Source organism: Promicromonospora sp. Populi, assembly GCF_041081105.1.
Lineage (GTDB): Bacteria > Actinomycetota > Actinomycetes > Actinomycetales > Cellulomonadaceae > Promicromonospora.
Map to the genome: position 1 here is coordinate 4,205,455 of NZ_CP163528.1, position 15,451 is coordinate 4,220,905.

Annotated in this window: 16 protein-coding genes; 10 read left to right on the forward strand and 6 right to left on the reverse strand. The window is 71.9% G+C overall.

Features of this window, described 5'->3' with window-relative positions:
• Window positions 1-21 precede the first annotated feature (21 nt).
• From AB1046_RS19050 to AB1046_RS19065, 4 genes are all read left to right on the forward strand, one after another.
• Window positions 22-477, forward strand: a complete 456-nt coding sequence (locus tag AB1046_RS19050; RefSeq protein ID WP_369370863.1) for a helix-turn-helix domain-containing protein — start codon at window positions 22-24, stop codon at window positions 475-477.
• Window positions 474-872, forward strand: a complete 399-nt coding sequence (locus AB1046_RS19055) for a DUF86 domain-containing protein (protein ID WP_369370864.1) — start codon at window positions 474-476, stop codon at window positions 870-872. Before AB1046_RS19050 ends, AB1046_RS19055 begins: the two co-directional genes overlap by 4 nt.
• 133 nt (window positions 873-1,005) lie before the next feature.
• Entirely contained in the window at window positions 1,006-1,635 is a 630-nt protein-coding gene (locus tag AB1046_RS19060; protein ID WP_369370865.1) for a hypothetical protein, read from the forward strand.
• Window positions 1,619-2,212, forward strand: coding sequence for a TetR/AcrR family transcriptional regulator (locus tag AB1046_RS19065; RefSeq protein ID WP_369370866.1), 594 nt, complete (start codon window positions 1,619-1,621; stop codon window positions 2,210-2,212). Before AB1046_RS19060 ends, AB1046_RS19065 begins: the two co-directional genes overlap by 17 nt.
• Before the next feature lie 148 nt (window positions 2,213-2,360).
• On the opposite strand, the gene glpK is transcribed toward AB1046_RS19065, so the two are convergent.
• The 3 genes from glpK to AB1046_RS19080 form a co-directional block, all read right to left on the reverse strand.
• A complete protein-coding gene (gene glpK / locus AB1046_RS19070; RefSeq protein WP_369370867.1) occupies window positions 2,361-3,875 on the reverse strand; it encodes a glycerol kinase GlpK in 1,515 nt (504 codons plus the stop codon).
• 40 nt (window positions 3,876-3,915) lie between these two features.
• Complete coding sequence (locus AB1046_RS19075; protein ID WP_369370868.1) at window positions 3,916-4,647, reverse strand: MIP/aquaporin family protein; 732 nt, start codon at window positions 4,645-4,647, stop codon at window positions 3,916-3,918.
• Between the two features lie 117 nt (window positions 4,648-4,764).
• Window positions 4,765-6,510 (reverse strand): glycerol-3-phosphate dehydrogenase/oxidase, encoded by a 1,746-nt coding sequence (locus tag AB1046_RS19080; protein ID WP_369370869.1) that lies wholly within the window; start codon window positions 6,508-6,510, stop codon window positions 4,765-4,767.
• Between the two features lie 205 nt (window positions 6,511-6,715).
• Here AB1046_RS19080 and AB1046_RS19085 point away from each other — a divergent pair, with 205 nt between their 5' ends.
• Window positions 6,716-7,249, forward strand: coding sequence for an amino-acid N-acetyltransferase (locus tag AB1046_RS19085; protein WP_369370870.1), 534 nt, complete (start codon window positions 6,716-6,718; stop codon window positions 7,247-7,249).
• Window positions 7,250-7,270: 21 nt separating this feature from the next.
• Here the strand turns inward: AB1046_RS19085 and AB1046_RS19090 are convergent, their stop codons facing one another.
• Window positions 7,271-8,167 (reverse strand): A/G-specific adenine glycosylase, encoded by an 897-nt coding sequence (locus tag AB1046_RS19090; RefSeq protein ID WP_369370871.1) that lies wholly within the window; start codon window positions 8,165-8,167, stop codon window positions 7,271-7,273.
• A 266-nt stretch (window positions 8,168-8,433) separates the two neighbouring features.
• On the opposite strand from AB1046_RS19090, the gene AB1046_RS19095 reads away from it, so the two are divergent.
• On the forward strand, window positions 8,434-9,156 hold the full coding sequence (locus tag AB1046_RS19095; protein ID WP_369370872.1) for a hypothetical protein: 723 nt from the start codon (window positions 8,434-8,436) through the stop codon (window positions 9,154-9,156).
• Window positions 9,157-9,207: 51 nt separating this feature from the next.
• On the opposite strand, the gene disA is transcribed toward AB1046_RS19095, so the two are convergent.
• Window positions 9,208-10,290 (reverse strand): DNA integrity scanning diadenylate cyclase DisA, encoded by a 1,083-nt coding sequence (disA, locus tag AB1046_RS19100; protein WP_369370873.1) that lies wholly within the window; start codon window positions 10,288-10,290, stop codon window positions 9,208-9,210.
• Window positions 10,291-10,343: 53 nt separating this feature from the next.
• Window positions 10,344-11,777, reverse strand: coding sequence for a DNA repair protein RadA (gene radA, locus AB1046_RS19105; RefSeq protein ID WP_369370874.1), 1,434 nt, complete (start codon window positions 11,775-11,777; stop codon window positions 10,344-10,346).
• A 113-nt stretch (window positions 11,778-11,890) separates the two neighbouring features.
• On the opposite strand from radA, the gene AB1046_RS19110 reads away from it, so the two are divergent.
• Genes AB1046_RS19110 through AB1046_RS19125 form a run of 4 tightly spaced genes read left to right on the forward strand, consistent with a single transcriptional unit; the run spans window position 11,891 to window position 15,451 of the window.
• Window positions 11,891-12,868, forward strand: a complete 978-nt coding sequence (locus AB1046_RS19110; RefSeq protein ID WP_369370875.1) for a phosphatase PAP2 family protein — start codon at window positions 11,891-11,893, stop codon at window positions 12,866-12,868.
• Between the two features lie 36 nt (window positions 12,869-12,904).
• Entirely contained in the window at window positions 12,905-13,558 is a 654-nt protein-coding gene (locus AB1046_RS19115) for a hypothetical protein (protein WP_369370876.1), read from the forward strand.
• Between the two features lie 40 nt (window positions 13,559-13,598).
• On the forward strand, window positions 13,599-14,402 hold the full coding sequence (gene proC, locus AB1046_RS19120; RefSeq protein ID WP_369370877.1) for a pyrroline-5-carboxylate reductase: 804 nt from the start codon (window positions 13,599-13,601) through the stop codon (window positions 14,400-14,402).
• Window positions 14,403-14,416: 14 nt separating this feature from the next.
• Complete coding sequence (locus tag AB1046_RS19125) at window positions 14,417-15,451, forward strand: LacI family DNA-binding transcriptional regulator (protein ID WP_369375775.1); 1,035 nt, start codon at window positions 14,417-14,419, stop codon at window positions 15,449-15,451.

The following is a 15,451-nucleotide window of genomic DNA, read 5'->3' on the forward strand; positions in this document are numbered from 1 at the left end:
CAAGTCGATATAATGGTGGTCATGGGCAACTACGGGAGCGACCTGCGCGCCGCGCGTCTACGTGCCGGTCTGACGCAACGCGAGCTGGCGGTGAGATCCGGGACGTCACAGCCCGCGATCGCCGCGATCGAGAAGGGCGCCCGGATCCCCGCGCCGGAGACCCGCGTTCGGATCGAGATGGCCCTCCGCGTGCGGCCGTCGATCCTCCTGGAGAGCGCGCTCGATCAGGTCCGCGAAGTGCTTAGCCGGTATCGAGTGACCAATCCGCGCGTCTTTGGCTCGGTCGCGCGCGGCGAGGACACGGAGTCGTCGGACGTCGATCTGCTGGTGACAACCCCACCCGACTTCGACATCTTCGACAAGGCCCTGCTGGTCGAGGCGCTCGAGGAGGCGCTCGGCGCTCCCGTGGACGTCGTTCCTGACGATGCACGCGGGCCTGCCGTCGCGCGAGCCGTGGCCGAGGCGGTGCCGCTGTGACCGGTGCCGTCCCGGACCCGGCTGGCGAAGGCGGGGAGGGCGACCGAAGGAAGGTCGACCGGTACTTGGCGGACCTGGACCGATTCGGGGAACAGGCGCGCCAACTGGTGTCCGAGGGGCGTGACGCGTATCTGGCCCAAACCTTCGACGGCGAGCGCAGCAGGGGGTTTGGCGAGCACATCGTCCTGAACATCGCGACAGTGGCCGAGCGTCTTCCGGAGTGGTTCAAGGTGCAGCATCCGGACGTCGGCTGGCCGGCTCTCAAGGGCATGCGCAACTTGATTGCCCACGTCTATGACGGCGTCGACGACGAGCTGGTGTGGCGCGCTCTGGAGAAGCGCGTGCCCAAGATGGTCGCGGAACTGGTCGGCGACGAGGAAACCCCGTTGCATTAGTGGAGTGCGTGCTCTAATAATTGGGCCATGACGACCACCGAGGTACGCCAACCGCCAGCGCTCCCCGTCCTGATCGGTCTGGCCACGCTCGCGCTCGGCCTCGTGCTGGGCTGGTTCGCGTCTCCGTTGGCCGGTGGCCTCAGCCGGCCTGATCGACGCGACCCCGCTGCCCGTGCCCCGGCCGCTCGTGCTGATCGAGTCGCTGCCGCTGGCCTGGACCCTCGGCATCCTGGGCGGGCTCGGGCTGCTGGGCGGTGGGTTCCTCGCCTTCATGACCGTGGGTGAGGCGCCGGTCCTGACCGTCGCGGACGACCACCTGGAGCACCGGCAGGAGGAGCGCGAGATGTGGATCGAGCGGTCCGACGTCGGTGCCGCGTTCCTGGACAAGGCAGACCTGGTGCTCCTGCGGCCCGACGGCGGGCTGCGCGCCCGGCTGGACACCGACACTCTCGCCGCGGCGAAGGTCCAGGCCGCGCTGGAGCAGCACCGCTGGCCGTGGCGGGACGCCGACCCGCACGAGCAGCAGTTCGAGCGCTGGCTCGACGGCCGGCCCGGCTTCACGCCCGCCGAGCACGAGGTGCTCCGCCGTCGGCTCGAAGAGCGCAAGGACCGCACCGCCCGGACCAAGGCGGACGACGACCTGGCCGCGTTCGGACTGGTGGCGCGTGTCCGGGACGACCGGCTCCAGGTGCGCCGGACGACGTCGGCCGACAAGTCCGCCGACCGGTCCACAACCAAGGGGCCGCGTGGCACGGACCGTTGACCCGGCGCGCCACGAGGCGCGCCGGTTCGTCATCATCGACGCCGCCCTCACGGTGTTCGCCGAGCACGGGTACGACGGCGCCACCACCGCCGCCATCTGCCGGGCGGCGGGTATCGGGTCGGGCACGTTCTTCCACTACTTCCCGACCAAGCTCGACGTGCTGCTGGCGATCCTGTCGCTGGGCGCAGAGGAGGTACGTGAGCAGGCCGCGCGCTATGCGGGGCGCACGGACGCCCTCGGCGTGCTCCTGGACATCGTGGAACACGGCGCGGACGAAGCGGGGGACCCACGCATGCCGGGGTTCGTGCGCGCGGTGGGCGGCGTCATGCAGCAGCCGGACATCGCCGCCAAGCTCGAGGACGACACGGAAGCACAGCACGACCTGATCCGGCCCTGGGTAGAGAAGGGGCAGCAGGCCGGGGACATCCGGACCGACCTCACTGCGGACCGCATCACGTCCTGGCTGTACCTACTGACGGACGGCTTCCTGGGCCGCGTAGCCGTCGAGGAGAACTTCACCGCACACGAAGAAAAGGCAACGCTCGTAGACACGGCACGGCGCTTCCTGACCCCGTGACAAGGTGACGAACAAGCTAGAGCGGAGGGCAAGGAAGGCCTAGTCCGGCAGTATCTGTTCCCGAAGTGGAGCGCCCCTTGGGGCGCGTGAACGCTGCCGGACTAGGCCTTCCTTGCCCTCCGCGGACCCAACCACAGAGGGGCAAACCTCAGTCGACGTCCGAGTCGACCCAGTCGAACGTCTTCGTGACCGCCTTCTTCCAGCTCCGGTACAGCCGCTCCCGCTCGCCCTCCTCGACGTTGGGCACCCACCGCCGGGACTCGGCCCAGTTCGCGGTGACGTCGGACTCGCCCTTCCAGAAGCCGACGGCGATGCCCGCCGCGTACGCGGCGCCGAGCGCCGTCGTCTCGGCCACGACGGGCCGGACGACGGGAACCCCGAGCTGGTCGGCCTGGAACTGCATGAGCAGCTCGTTGGCGACCATGCCGCCGTCGACCTTGAGCTCGGTCAGCTCCACGCCGGAGTCGGCCTTCATGGCGTCCATGACCTCGCGGGTCTGGAACGCCGTGGCCTCCAGCGCGGCCCGCGCGATGTGGTTCCGGTTGACGTACCGGGTCAGGCCGACGAGTGCGCCGCGGGCGTCAGGCCGCCAGTACGGTGCGAACAGGCCGGAGAAGGCGGGCACGAAGTACGCGCCGCCGTTGTCCTCGACCTTGCGGGCGAGCCATTCGACGTCGGGCGCGTCGGTGAACATGCCCAGGTTGTCGCGGAGCCACTGGACCAGGGATCCGGTGACGGCGATCGAGCCCTCGAGCGCGTAGATGGCCTCGGCGTCGCCGATCTTGTAGCAGACCGTCGTGAGCAGGCCGTTCTCGGACGGCACCTTCTCCGTGCCCGTGTTGAGCAGCATGAAGTTGCCGGTGCCGTACGTGTTCTTGGCGGTGCCCACCTCGAAGCACGCCTGCCCGAACGTCGCTGCCTGCTGGTCGCCGAGGATGCCGGCGATCGGCACACCCGGCAGCATGCCGCGGGCGCGCCCGGTGCCGTACACCTCAGAGGAGGAGCGGATCTCGGGGAGCATCGACAGGGGGATGCCCATGTCGGCCGCGATGTCCTCACGCCAGGACAGCGTGTCGAGGTCCATGAGCATGGTGCGGGACGCGTTGGTGACGTCGGTGACGTGCACACCGCCGTCGACCCCGCCGGTCATGTTCCACAGGAGCCAGGAGTCGGTGTTGCCGAACAGCAGGTCGCCGCGCTCGGCGGCCTCCCGCGCGCCCTCGACGTTGTCGAGGATCCACTTGATCTTGGGGCCGGAGAAGTAGGTGGCGAGCGGCAGGCCCACTATCGCCTTGTACTTGTCCGCGCCCTCGGACCCGCCGAGCTCGTCGACGATGGCCTGCGTGCGGGTGTCCTGCCACACGATCGCGTTGTAGACCGGCTTGCCGGTCGTCTTGTCCCACACCACCGTGGTTTCCCGCTGGTTGGTGATGCCGACGGCGGCCAGGTCGCTGTGGTTGATGTTCGCCTTGGTGAGCGCGAGGCCCACCACCTGGCGGGTGTTGTCCCAGATCTGGTCGGGCTTGTGCTCGACCCAGCCGGCCTTCGGGAAGACCTGATCGTGCTCGATCTGACCGCTGGACACGATGGTCCCGGCGTGGTTGAAGACGATCGCCCTGGAGCTCGTGGTGCCCTGGTCGATCGCGAGTACGTAGTCAGCCATCGGTGTTGACTCCCTTGTCTGTGTCGCAGTCTGTGGAAAGTTACGCGACGGCCGCGGCCAGCAGGCCGCCGAGCACGCCGCCCACCAGCGGCCCGACCACCGGGATCCACGAGTATCCCCAGTCGCTGGAGCCCTTGCCCGGGATGGGCAGGACGAAGTGGGCGATGCGGGGTCCGAGGTCACGTGCCGGGTTGATGGCGTATCCCGTGGGGCCACCGAGGCTCGCGCCGATACCGACCACGAGGAGGGCGGCGGCCAGCGGCCCGAGGTCGACCGGCGCGTTGCCGAACGACAGGATCACGAAGACCAGCATGAACGTGGCGATCACCTCGGTGACGAGGTTCCACGTGTACGAGCGGATCGCCGGGCCCGTGGAGAAGACGGCGAGCTTGACGCCCGCCTCGGCCTCCTCGTCGAAGTGCTGCTTGTGCGCCAGGTACGCGAGGACGGCACCCACGAAGGCCCCGACCAGCTGTGCCACCCAGTACACGAGCATGTTGCCGAAGTTCGCCTCGATGCCGGGGGCGAACTCCTGGGCCCCGCTGGCGAGGATGCCGAGGGTCACCGCGGGGTTGATGTGCGCACCGGACGCCATCGAGACGTACACACCGGCGAAGACCGCGAGGCCCCAGCCGAAGTTGATCAGCAGCCAGCCGCCGTTGAACCCCTTGGTCTTCGGGAGGATGGCGTTGGCCACAACACCGGCACCGCCGAGGATGAGGATCATGGTCCCGAGGAACTCCGGCACCATGATGGCTGTGAATGCGTTCATCGCTGACTCGCTTTCTGCCGACCGCTCTGTCGGCGTACGGGGCTGAACCCGGCGGCTCCCCTGGGGCGGCCCGTCGGCGGTCTTGGTGTTGCGGGGTTGGTTTCCTGGTTGGTCGGTCTAGTTTCGGAGCGGCTGCATGGCCGCTACGTCCTGAGTGGTCTGGCGCGCCTGTTCGGCGGCCTCGTCGTCGGCGGTCTCTTCTGCGTTGCGTTCCGCTTCGATGCGCGACAACCAGGAGCGCACCTCACGTTCCGCATCGGCGGCGTCCCAGCCGAGCAGGGGCGCGACGACGGACGCGACCTCCTCGGCGGCTTCCGTGCCCCGGTCCGCGACCTCGTAGACGAGCCGCGTCCGGTGCGACAGGACGTCCTCCAGGTGGAGGGCGCCCTCGTGGCTGACGGCGTAGTACGCCTCGGCGCGCAGGTATGCCGGCGCGTGCTCCAGCGGCTTGGCGAGCGAGGGCTCCGCGTCGCACAGCTCGACGATCTCCGCGAGGTTGGCGCCGTAGCGGTGCAGCAGGTGGTCCAGCAGCGGGGGCGTCCAGCCGAACCGCTTGCCCCAAGTGCGCGACTGACGCTGCACCGCCCGCAGCCCGACCGCGCCCGTGAGCGGGATCTGGTGCGTGATGGACGGCAGGGCGGCGGCGCGCTGCCCGATCGCGAAGTCGACCGCGTCCTTGGCCATGATCCGGTAGGTCGTGAGCTTGCCGCCCGCGATGACGGTCAGGCCGGGCGTCGGCGAGGCGACCGTGTGCTCGCGGCTGACCTTCGCGCTGCTCGTGCCGGCCTTGGTGCCGGGCTGGAGCAGGGGGCGCAGGCCGGCATACGTGCCGATGATGTCTTCCCTGGTCAGGGGGTGTGCCAGCACCGCGTTGGCGTGATCCAGCACGTAGTCGATGTCGGCGCTGGTGGCCACCGGGTGCGTCGGATCGAGGTTCCACGGCGTGTCCGTGGTCCCGATGATCCAGTAGCGGCTCCACGGGATGACGAACAGCACCGACTTCTCGGTCTGCAGGATCAGCCCCGCGTGCCCCCGGATGCGCTCGCGCGGGACGATGAGGTGGACGCCCTTGCTGGCGAGCACCCGCAGCCCGCCCTCCGAGCCCGCCAGGGCCTCGGTCTCCTCGGTCCACACGCCGGTCGCGTTGATGACCGACCGGGCCCGGACGGTGATCTCCTTGCCGGTCTCCAGGTCGACGACCACCGCACCGTTCACCGCCCCGGTGGAGCCCTGCGTCAGGCTCACCACCTGGGTGCGGCTCGCGGCGTGCGCGCCGTAGCTCGCGGCGGTGCGGATCACGGTCGCGACCAGGCGGGCGTCGTCGACCGAGGCGTCCCAGTACTGCACGGCGCCGACGGCGGCGTCGTGCGCCAGGTCGGGGAACTTTGCCTCCATCTGGCTCTTGCTCAGGTGCCGGTGGAACGGCATCGGGCGGCGGCCCGGGGTGAGCGTCGCGAGGATGTCGTACATCGCGATGCCCGCGCCGACGTACGCGCGCTCCCAGACCCGGTGCTCCAGCGGATACAAGAACGGGACCGGCCGCACCAGGTGGGGTGCGAGGTCCCGGAGCAGCAGGTCGCGCTCGGTGAGCGCCTCGTGGACCAGCTCGAAGTCCAGCATCTGCAGGTAGCGCAGGCCACCGTGGACCAGCTTGCTGCTGCGGCTGGAGGTGCCCTGCGCCCAGTCCTGTGCCTCGACGACGGCGGTCGACAACCCGCGCGTGACGGCGTCCAGGGCGATACCGGCCCCCGTGATCCCGCCGCCGATCACCAGTACGTCAAGCTCTGCCGACGGGCTCACGCTGGCTTCCAGTGCGGCCAGCGCCTGTGTCCTCGCCTCTGCGGTCAGCCGTGTGGATGCCATGCGCCAAACTCACCATGCATTCCGTGACTTGGCAAGACATTGGCCTGCTCCGTGCGGTGTATCGGGAGGTTCTCTTGCTCACTTTCCGATTCGGCAAGCGTTTCGCCTGGAACGTGATTGGTCCGCGCACCCCTCCGCGGTCGGCGGGCGCCCGCGTGGCGGGCGCACCGGGCGGTGTGCGGTCGACCGGTCGTAGTGTGGCGCCGTGACGACACCCGAGGCGCCGATCGCCCCCGTGATCCGACCCGCCCTCCCTGCCGACGTCCGCACCATTCGCGATCTCGTCGAGCCACTCAGCCAGGAGCGCATCCTGCGGCCGTACGAGATGGTCGGGTACTACGAGGCGGTCCAGGAGTTCCTGGTCGCGACCGACCCCGCCGGCCAGCCCGGTGACCCCGTCGTTGGCTGCGGGGCGCTGCACGTGATGTGGGACGACCTCGCCGAGGTGCGCACGCTGGCCGTGCACCGCGACTGGCGCGGTCACCGCGTGGGGCACGCGCTGCTGGAGGCGCTGGTCGAGCGGGCTCGCGCGCTGGGCCTCCGCCGGGTGTTCTGCCTGACCTTCGAGGTCGGCTTCTTCGCCGCGCACGGGTTCCGCGAGATCGACGGCACGCCCGTGACGCCCGAGGTGTACACCGAGCTGCTGCGCTCGTACGACGAGGGTGTGGCCGAGTTCCTCGACCTGGCGCGCGTCAAGCCCAACACCCTGGGCAACTCGCGGATGCTCCTGGAGCTCTGACCAGCGCTCCTGGAGCTCTGACTAGCGCGGCAGGTGGAGGCGGGTCGCCTCGTCCTGTTCCGCCAGGCCGTCCTCGATCAGGCCGGCGATCGCGCGGTCGAGCTGTTGCGGGTCGTGCCACAGGCTCGCGAGCAGGGCCCGGTCCACGGGCTCGGCCGCCTGCCGGAGCTCCGCCATGACCCTCCCGCGCGCCTGCCGGTCGGTGCCGGCCCAGGCCTGCGTGCGGCGCTTGTCGGCGTGCGCGTCCGGGGGTGAGCCTGCCCGGCGCCACGCGCACAGCCCGGCCACCGGGCAGGCGCCGCACCTCGGTGCCTTCGCCGTGCAGACCAGTGCCCCCAGCTCCATCGAGGCGGCCGCCCAGCGGGCGGCGTCGGCGTCGCCGTCGGGGGCGAGCGTCGTCGCGAGCGCGCGTTCCGCCGCGGTGTACGACGGCGCAGGCAGCGCCGTCCCGTCGACCGCCCGGGCCAGCACCCGGCGCACGTTCGTGTCGACCACCACCGACCGCTTCCCGTAGGCGAACGCCAGCACGGCGGCGGCGGTGTACTCGCCGATGCCCGGCAGGTCGCGCAGCTCGGCGTCGGTGCGCGGCACCGCGCCGTCGTGCCGCTCGACGATCGCCCTGGCGCACTCCTGCAACCGCAGCGCGCGGCGCGGGTAACCGAGCCGGCCCCAGGCGCGCAGCACGTCGGCGGTCGGAGCGGTCGCCAGGTCGGCGGGGGTCGGCCACTGGTCCAGCCACGCGCGCCAGGCGGGTTCCACCCGCACCACCGGGGTCTGCTGCAGCATGACCTCGCTGACCAGCACGCCCCAGGGGGTCCGGTCGGGTGCGCGCCAGGGCAGGTCGCGCGCGGCGCCGTCGAACCACTGCACGACGCCGGAGCGCACCTCGGTACGCCGCGTCGCCTCTCCCACTGTCACGGGGACTCATCCTGCCGCACCACCCGGGGCTCCGCCCCACCCGTGAAGTAGGACACGTGACCGACTCGGCGCGGCTGCGGGCTCGGCGGCGTACCGCATCGTATTTTGGTGGCGCGGGATGTCACCGCACGTCAGACCGTTCGCAGGTGTTCAGCAGGGGGTTTACGCAGGTGGTCAGTTCGCCGGAGCGAGCCGAGCAGTCCCCGGGCCCGGACGAGGATCCGGCTCCGGCCGGCCGCCCACGTCGGCTCGGACGGTTGATTGTCGTGCTGGTCGTGCTTGCCCTCGGCGGCGTCGCGGTAGCGGTGACCTGGCCCAGGGCCGAGCCGTCCATCGTGTCGGACAAGGTCGACCCGCCGGCGCCCGTGGACCCGAACGCCGCCGCGTCACCGTGCACGGCCGAGGACCTCGACGTCGGGCTCGCGGCCGACCGCCTCACCATCACGCCCGGCGTGCCTGTCGAGTTCACCGTGTCCCTGCGGAACGAGGGCGAGGTGCAGTGCCTCGTCGACGCTCCCCGGCGCAGTGTTGCCGTGACGGTCTATCAGGGCGAGGTGGGCGAGCCGACGGCGGAGCGGGTCTGGTCCTCGGTGGACTGCGCGGACGCCGACGAGGAGCGGCTGTTGCTCCTCGGCCCCGACGACGTCGACGTCAGCAGCGCACGGTGGTCAGACTCCAGGTCGGTGCCCGGCTGCGAGCCCGGCCAGCCCAGGCTGTCCGCCGGGGAGTACACCGCGCAGGTCACGCTCGCCGACGTCGAGGGTGTGTCCAGCGACGTCGTGCGGATCACCTACACGGTGCCGCAGCCGAGCGGTTCGCCGTCGCCGTCGCCGTCGGGCAGTGCGTCCACCAGCCCTTCCGGGGAGGCGTCGGACGAGCCGAGCGCGGATGCGAGCGGCGACGCCGATGCGGACACCGACACCGACGCCGACGCGAGACCGAGCGACGAACCGCGCACGGACCCGACCGGCACCGGTACGCGGAACTGACGCGGCGGTCCGGTCAGACGTACCGCTCGGTTCAGAAGTACTGCCCTCGGGTCAGACGTACCGTTCGAGGATGCTTGACTCCGCCAGCCGGGACAGGCCCTCGCGGATGGTCCGGGCGCGCTGCTCGCCAACGCCGTCGACCGACATGAGGTCGTCGACGCTCGCGGCGAGGAGCTTCTGCAGGCTGCTGAAGTGGCCCACAAGCTGCTCGATGGTGGTGTTCGGCAGGCGCGGCACCTTGGACAGGAGCCGGTAGCCGTGCGGCGCCACGGCGGCGTCGAGCGCGTCTCCGCCGCCGGGCAGGTCCAGGACGCGGCCGATCTGGCTCATGTCGAGCAGCTGCTGCGACGTGAGCGCCGAGAGCTCGGCCTGGACGTCGGCGATCGAGCGTTCCTTGCGGCCGATCACGTAGTCGCGGATCACGAACTCACGGTCCGAGCCGACGTCGCCGATCAGCTCGTCCAGCTGCAGCGCCAGCAGGCGCCCGTCCACGCCGAGCTCGATCACGTAGCCCGCGATCTCGTCGGAGATGCGGCCGACCATCTCGAGGCGCTGCACCACCGAGCACACGTCGCGCACCGTGACCAGGTCCTCGATCTCCAGCGCGGACAGCGTGCCGGACACCTCGTCGAGGCGCGCCCGGTAGCGCTCCAGCGTCGCGAGGGCCTGGTTGGCGCGCCCGAGGATCGTGTCCGAGTCCTCCAGCACGTGCCGCTGCCCGCCCACGTAGAGGGCGACGATCCGCATGGACTGGCTCACGGAGATGATCGGGAACCCGGACTGCTTGGCGACGCGCTCCGCGGTCCGGTGCCGGGTGCCGGACTCGGTGGTCTCGATGGTCGGGTCGGGCAGCAGCTGCACCGCCGCCTTACGGATGCGGGTGGCGCCCTGGTCGAGCACCACCGCGCCGTCCATCTTGGACAGCTCGCGCAGGCGGGTGGCGGAGAAGTCGACGTCGAGCGAGAAGCCGCCGGAGCAGATCTGTTCGACTGTCGCATCGAGGCCGAGCACGATGAGTGCGCCGGTACGGCCGCGGAGGATGCGTTCGAGTCCGTCGCGAAGCTCGGTGCCGGGCGCAACGGCGGCCAGGGTCTCCCGAAGCAGCTCGTCAGGATGCGAGGAGGTGGTGGCCACGAAGAAATCCTACGCTGTGGGCCGGGTCATAAGCAGTTCGTTTCACAGATCGGTCACCCACCGTCCATCTCCTCGCCGGTTCTGCCACCCCCGGACTGCGCCCACTCGACCGCGTCGCGGATGTGGGCCGCCTCTACGAGCTGGAGCCCGTCGGGCGCCTTGACCCCGGTCCCGTGCGGCACGACAGCGTGCGCGAACCCCAGGCGCGCGGCCTCGCCCAGCCGGCGGTCCAGCCCGGCGACCGGGCGAAGGTCCCCCGCCAGGCCCACCTCGCCGACGGCGACGGTGGCGCCCGGCAGCGGCCTACCGGTGCGGGCGGACACGAGGGCGAGTGCCGCCGCGAGGTCCGACGCCGGTTCGGTGATCCGAGCGCCGCCCACTGTCGAGGCGTAGACGTCCTGGTCGGCGAGCCGCAGCCCACCGTGCCGCTGGAGCACGGCGAGGATCATGGCGAGCCGGCTGGAGTCGACGCCGCTGGTGGCGCGGCGCGGATTGGTCAGCGGGCTCGGGGCGACGAGGCCCTGGACCTCGACGGCGAGCGGGCGCCGTCCCTCCAGCGTCACCGTGATGCACGACCCGGCGACCCCTGCACCGGCGTGCGACAGGAACAGGCCGGACGGGTCGGCCAGCCCGACGATCCCGTTCTCCGACAGGTCGAAGCAGCCCACCTCGTCCGTGGGGCCATACCGATTCTTCACCGCGCGGATCATGCGTAGGCGGGAGTGCCGGTCGCCCTCGAACTGGCAGACCACGTCCACCAGGTGCTCGAGCGTGCGCGGTCCGGCGACCGAGCCGTCCTTGGTCACGTGCCCCACGAGGATCGTCGGGATCTGCCGCTCCTTGGCCACGGCGATCAGCGCCGCGGCGACCTCCCGCACCTGGGAGACGCCGCCCGGTGCACCGTCGACCTGGGCGGACGAGATGGTCTGCACGGAGTCCACGACGAGCATGTCCGGCTGGTTCGCCTCCAGGTGGCCGAGCACCGTCCCCAGGTCGGTCTCCGCCGCGAGCAGCAGCGTCCGCGAGAGCGCCCCGATCCGCTCGGCCCGCAGCCGCACCTGCGCGGCGGACTCCTCACCGGTCACGTACAGCACGGTGCGGGGCGACTCGAACCCGTGGGGGCCCAGGGCGCCGTCGGCCACGTTGCTCGCGACCGCGAGCAGCAGGGTCGACTTGCCCACGCCCGGCTCGCCCGCGAGCAGGATCACCGCGCCCGGCACCAGCCCGCCGCCGAGCACCCGGTCGAACTCGCCGACCCCGGTCGGGTTGGCGCGCGCCGACTCCACGTCGATGTCGGCGATGGGCCGGGCGGGCTCGCGTGCGGGGGACACGGCGGCCGTGCGCGGGCCGGACTGCGCCGGCCCGTCCTCGCTCACGGTGCCCCACGCCTGGCACTCCCCGCAGCGGCCGGCCCACTTGACGGTGGTCCAGCCGCACTCGGCGCAGCGGTACGCGGGCCGGGCCCGTTTGGAGGTCGATGAGGTCACGAGGGGAACGGTACGTCGAGCCACTGACAAGGGCTCGTGGCATCCCCGTGAAGATCCCCCCGCGTCGCCGCGGACGGCCTCGGCGAGCTCGCCGAGCCAGGTACGTTGCGTTCATGCCGGATCCGAACCGCACCCCGGCCCGCGCGGCCGGGCTCGTGGTGGCGTCGGCGGCGGCGCTCGGGGCCTGGCTCGTCTGGTGGGCGATGGTGACCACCTGGCCGGGGCAGCGGACCGAGGAGCGCGTCTTCGAGACGGCCGACCGGTTCCAGGACGTTGTCAACCACCTGGTGGAGCCGGTGCTGCTGCTCGGCTCGCCGCCGTGGCTCGTCGCCGGGTTCCTCGTGGTGTGCGGCATCGGGCTGCTGCGCCGGAGGTGGGTCGCCGCCGGCCTGGCGGCCGTCGTGATGCTGGGGTCGAACCTGACCACTCAGGTGGTAAAGGACGGCGTGCTCTACCGCACCGGCCTGCTCGGCGAGTGGAACCGCGACATCAACACCCTGCCGAGCGGCCACGTCACCGTGGTGGCGGCGGCCTGGGCGGCGCTGCTGCTCGTCACGCCGCGCGGCCGGCAGCCCGTAGTCGCGCTCGTCGGGGCCGTCGTGACCTGCGCCATGGCCCTGGCGACGGTCGCGGACCGCTGGCACCGGCCGTCCGACGTCGTCGCAGCCGTCCTGGTCGTCCTGGTGTGGGGGGCACTGGTGTGCGCGCTCGCGCCGGCGCGGTGGGCGGACCCGCTGCCGGGCCGCGATGCTCCCGGGGCGGACGCGGGTGCCAGCCCCGGCGCTGGCCTCACGACCTCGCGGGTCACCACCCTCCTCGGCGTCGTCGCGCTCCCGGCGGCCCTGCTCTCGGTCCTGGCCGCCGCCGCGACCGAGGGCCGGGTGGACCTGCCGTGGGACGGCGGCCTCACCGCCTACGTGGGGGGCCTCCTCGCCGCGTGCGCCATCTCCGCCGCTGCGTTCGCAGTGCTGCTCCCGCTGTGCCAGGCCGCGGCTCGCCCGGTCGCTCCCAGCCCCGCCTCGGTCGCCGGCGGGCGTGCCTCCGCGCGGATGTCGGTGGCACGTCATAAGGTGCCGACTGAGCCACCGTGACGTAACTCGTGGCCGGAGCACCAGGGGAGCCAGACCATGACCGACCAGCGCGTGAACTCACCGCGCACCGGCGCGACAGCATCGGTCGCCGCGAGGAAGCCCTCGCCCGCCGTATACCGCCGTCGTCGGCTGGTCGTGGTCGTGGGCCTGCTCGTCGTTGTGCTCGGGCTGGTCCTCGTGGCGGGCTTCGTCTGGCCGGGCTTCTGGCGCGGTGAGTCGACGCCGCAGCCCGTCCCCACGGTGACCGTCACGGCTCCGGTGCCGACACCGACGGTCAGGGCGATGGAGCGTGGCGACGACGAGACCGCCTTCCAGCAGGCCCTCCCGTCCTCGGTGCTGCAGTTCGCGCTCGGTGCGCTCACCGAGGCCGGTGAGCCCAGGGAGCAGGGCGCCCTGGAGGCCTGGAACGCGGAGTACGCCGACGGCGGCCCGGGCGAGATAGCGCTCGTCGCGGGCCAGTGGTCGACGCCGGACGAGGCGGCCACCGCGGCCGCCGCCTGGACCGAGGCTGCCGGCGAGGTGGATCGCGAGGGCGACGTGCAGGTCGGCAACAACGTGGTCGGGCAGTACGCGATCGTGCCGATCGAGGGCGGCAGGGCCGTCGTCGTCTGGCAGAACGGGACCGCCGTGATGCAGGCGACCGGACCGGCCGACGCTACGGAGGCCTTCTACGCGGCGTTCCCCCTGTGACCCAGCAGGAGACTGTGTTCCAGCAAGAGACAATGGCGCTGTGAACCAGCGACTTGCAGTGCTCGGTGCCGGGAACATGGGCGAGGCGGTGCTCGCGGGCGCGCTCTCGGCGGGCTGGGCGGCCGCCGACGTCGTGGCCACCGTGCGCACCGAGGCCAAGGCCCAGCACCTGCGCGAGACGTACCAGGTGGCCACCACCAGCGATAACGTGGCCGCCGTCCGTGGCGCGGGTCTCGTCCTCGTGGGCGTGAAGCCGAAGGACGTCGGCGCCCTGCTCGACGAGGTCGCGCACGCGATCGATCCCGCCGCCGTGGTGGTCACAGTCGCGGCCGGCCACCCCGCGGCGTTCTACGAGGAGCGGCTGCCGGCCGGCACCGCCGTCGTGCGGACCGTGCCCAACACGCCCGCCGCGATCGGCGCGGGCATCACGGCGATCGCGCCGGGGGCCGCCGCCACCGAGGCGCACCTCGAGGCGGTCGAGCACCTGCTCGCGGGCACCGGCGCGGTGGTCCGCGCCGCGGAGAAGGACCTGGACGCGGTCAGCGCGATCTCCGGATCCGGGCCCGCGTACGTCTTCTACGTCGCCGATGCGCTCGCCGAGGCGGGTGTTTTGCTCGGCCTGACGCGCGACGTCGCGCGCCGCCTCGCGACCCAGACCCTGCTCGGCGCCTCCCGCCTCATGGACGAGTCCGGGGAGCATCCAGTCATCCTGCGCGAGAAGGTCACTTCCCCGGGCGGCACCACTGCGGCAGCCCTGCGGGCCCTGGACGACGGGGGTGTGCGCGCCTCGTTCCTGACCGCCGCTGCCGCTGCGCGTGACCGGGCCCGCGAGCTGGGTGGATGATTCGTCCCGTGACCATGCCTCGACCCGCAACGACGCGGCCGCCCGCCATGGCCGACGTCGCCGCGCTTGCTGGTGTGTCCCACCAGACCGTCTCGCGGGTGCTCAACGGCCATCGGAGCGTGCGCCCCGCGACGCGGGAGAAGGTGCAGGCGGCGATCGCCGAGCTCGGCTACCGCCGGAACAGCGCGGCGCGCGCCCTGGTCACCGCACGGTCGACCACTGTCGGCGTGGTGACCACCGGTTCGCCGCTGTTCGGCCCGTCGAGCACGCTGATCGCGGTCGAGGAGGCGGCGCGCGAGCAGGGCTGGTACGTCAGCGTCGCCACCCTGCGACAGTACGACGCCGCCACCCTGCACGAGGCCCTGGAGCACTTCATGGCCCAGGCGGTCGAGGGCATAGTGGTCATCGCGCCACACAGCGACGTGGCCGACGCCGTGGACTCGTTCCGGGCGCCCGTGCCCGTGGTCATCATCGCGGCACGCGAGGTGCAGCCCGACCTGCCGACCATCCCGCTGGCCGTGGACCAGCGGGCGGGGGCCCGGCTCGCCGTCGAGCACCTGATCGAGCTGGGACACCGGCGGATCCTGCACGTCGCGGGCCCGCCGGACTGGCTGGACGCCGTGGAGCGCGAGGAGGCGTGGCGCGCCGTCCTCACCGAGCACGGCCTGCCCGTCGCCGAACCGGTCGCGGCGAGCTGGACCGCGGACAGCGGGTACACGGTCGGCCTGGACCTGGCGCAACGGATCAAGGCCGGCGACGGCCCGACGGCGGTCTTCGCCGCCAACGACCAGCTTGCCCTCGGCCTGTTGCGCGCCTTCTGGGAGTGCGGCGTCTCGGTGCCCGACGACGTCTCGGTGATCGGCTTCGACGACATCGACGGCTCCGGCCACTTCATCCCGCCGCTCACTACCGTGCGCCAGCCGTTCGTCGATCTCGGCCGGCGCAGCGTCGCGCTGCTCCTGGCGGCCGTCGACGGCGGCAAGCCCGCAGCCGAGCTGATCGCCCCCGAGCTGGTGGTGCGCAGGAGCGCCGCGGCGCCGCGCAAGTGA

Excerpts from the sequence above, each read along its gene's own strand:
- AB1046_RS19050 (WP_369370863.1), top strand. The coding sequence starts at position 22 with ATGGGCAACTACGGGAGCGACCTGCGCGCCGCGCGTCTACGTGCCGGT.
- glpK (WP_369370867.1), bottom strand. The coding sequence starts at position 3,875 with ATGGCTGACTACGTACTCGCGATCGACCAGGGCACCACGAGCTCCAGG.
- AB1046_RS19075 (WP_369370868.1), bottom strand. The coding sequence starts at position 4,647 with ATGAACGCATTCACAGCCATCATGGTGCCGGAGTTCCTCGGGACCATG.
- AB1046_RS19080 (WP_369370869.1), bottom strand. The coding sequence starts at position 6,510 with ATGGCATCCACACGGCTGACCGCAGAGGCGAGGACACAGGCGCTGGCC.
- AB1046_RS19110 (WP_369370875.1), top strand. The coding sequence starts at position 11,891 with ATGCCGGATCCGAACCGCACCCCGGCCCGCGCGGCCGGGCTCGTGGTG.
- AB1046_RS19115 (WP_369370876.1), top strand. The coding sequence starts at position 12,905 with ATGACCGACCAGCGCGTGAACTCACCGCGCACCGGCGCGACAGCATCG.
- AB1046_RS19125 (WP_369375775.1), top strand. The coding sequence starts at position 14,417 with ATGCCTCGACCCGCAACGACGCGGCCGCCCGCCATGGCCGACGTCGCC.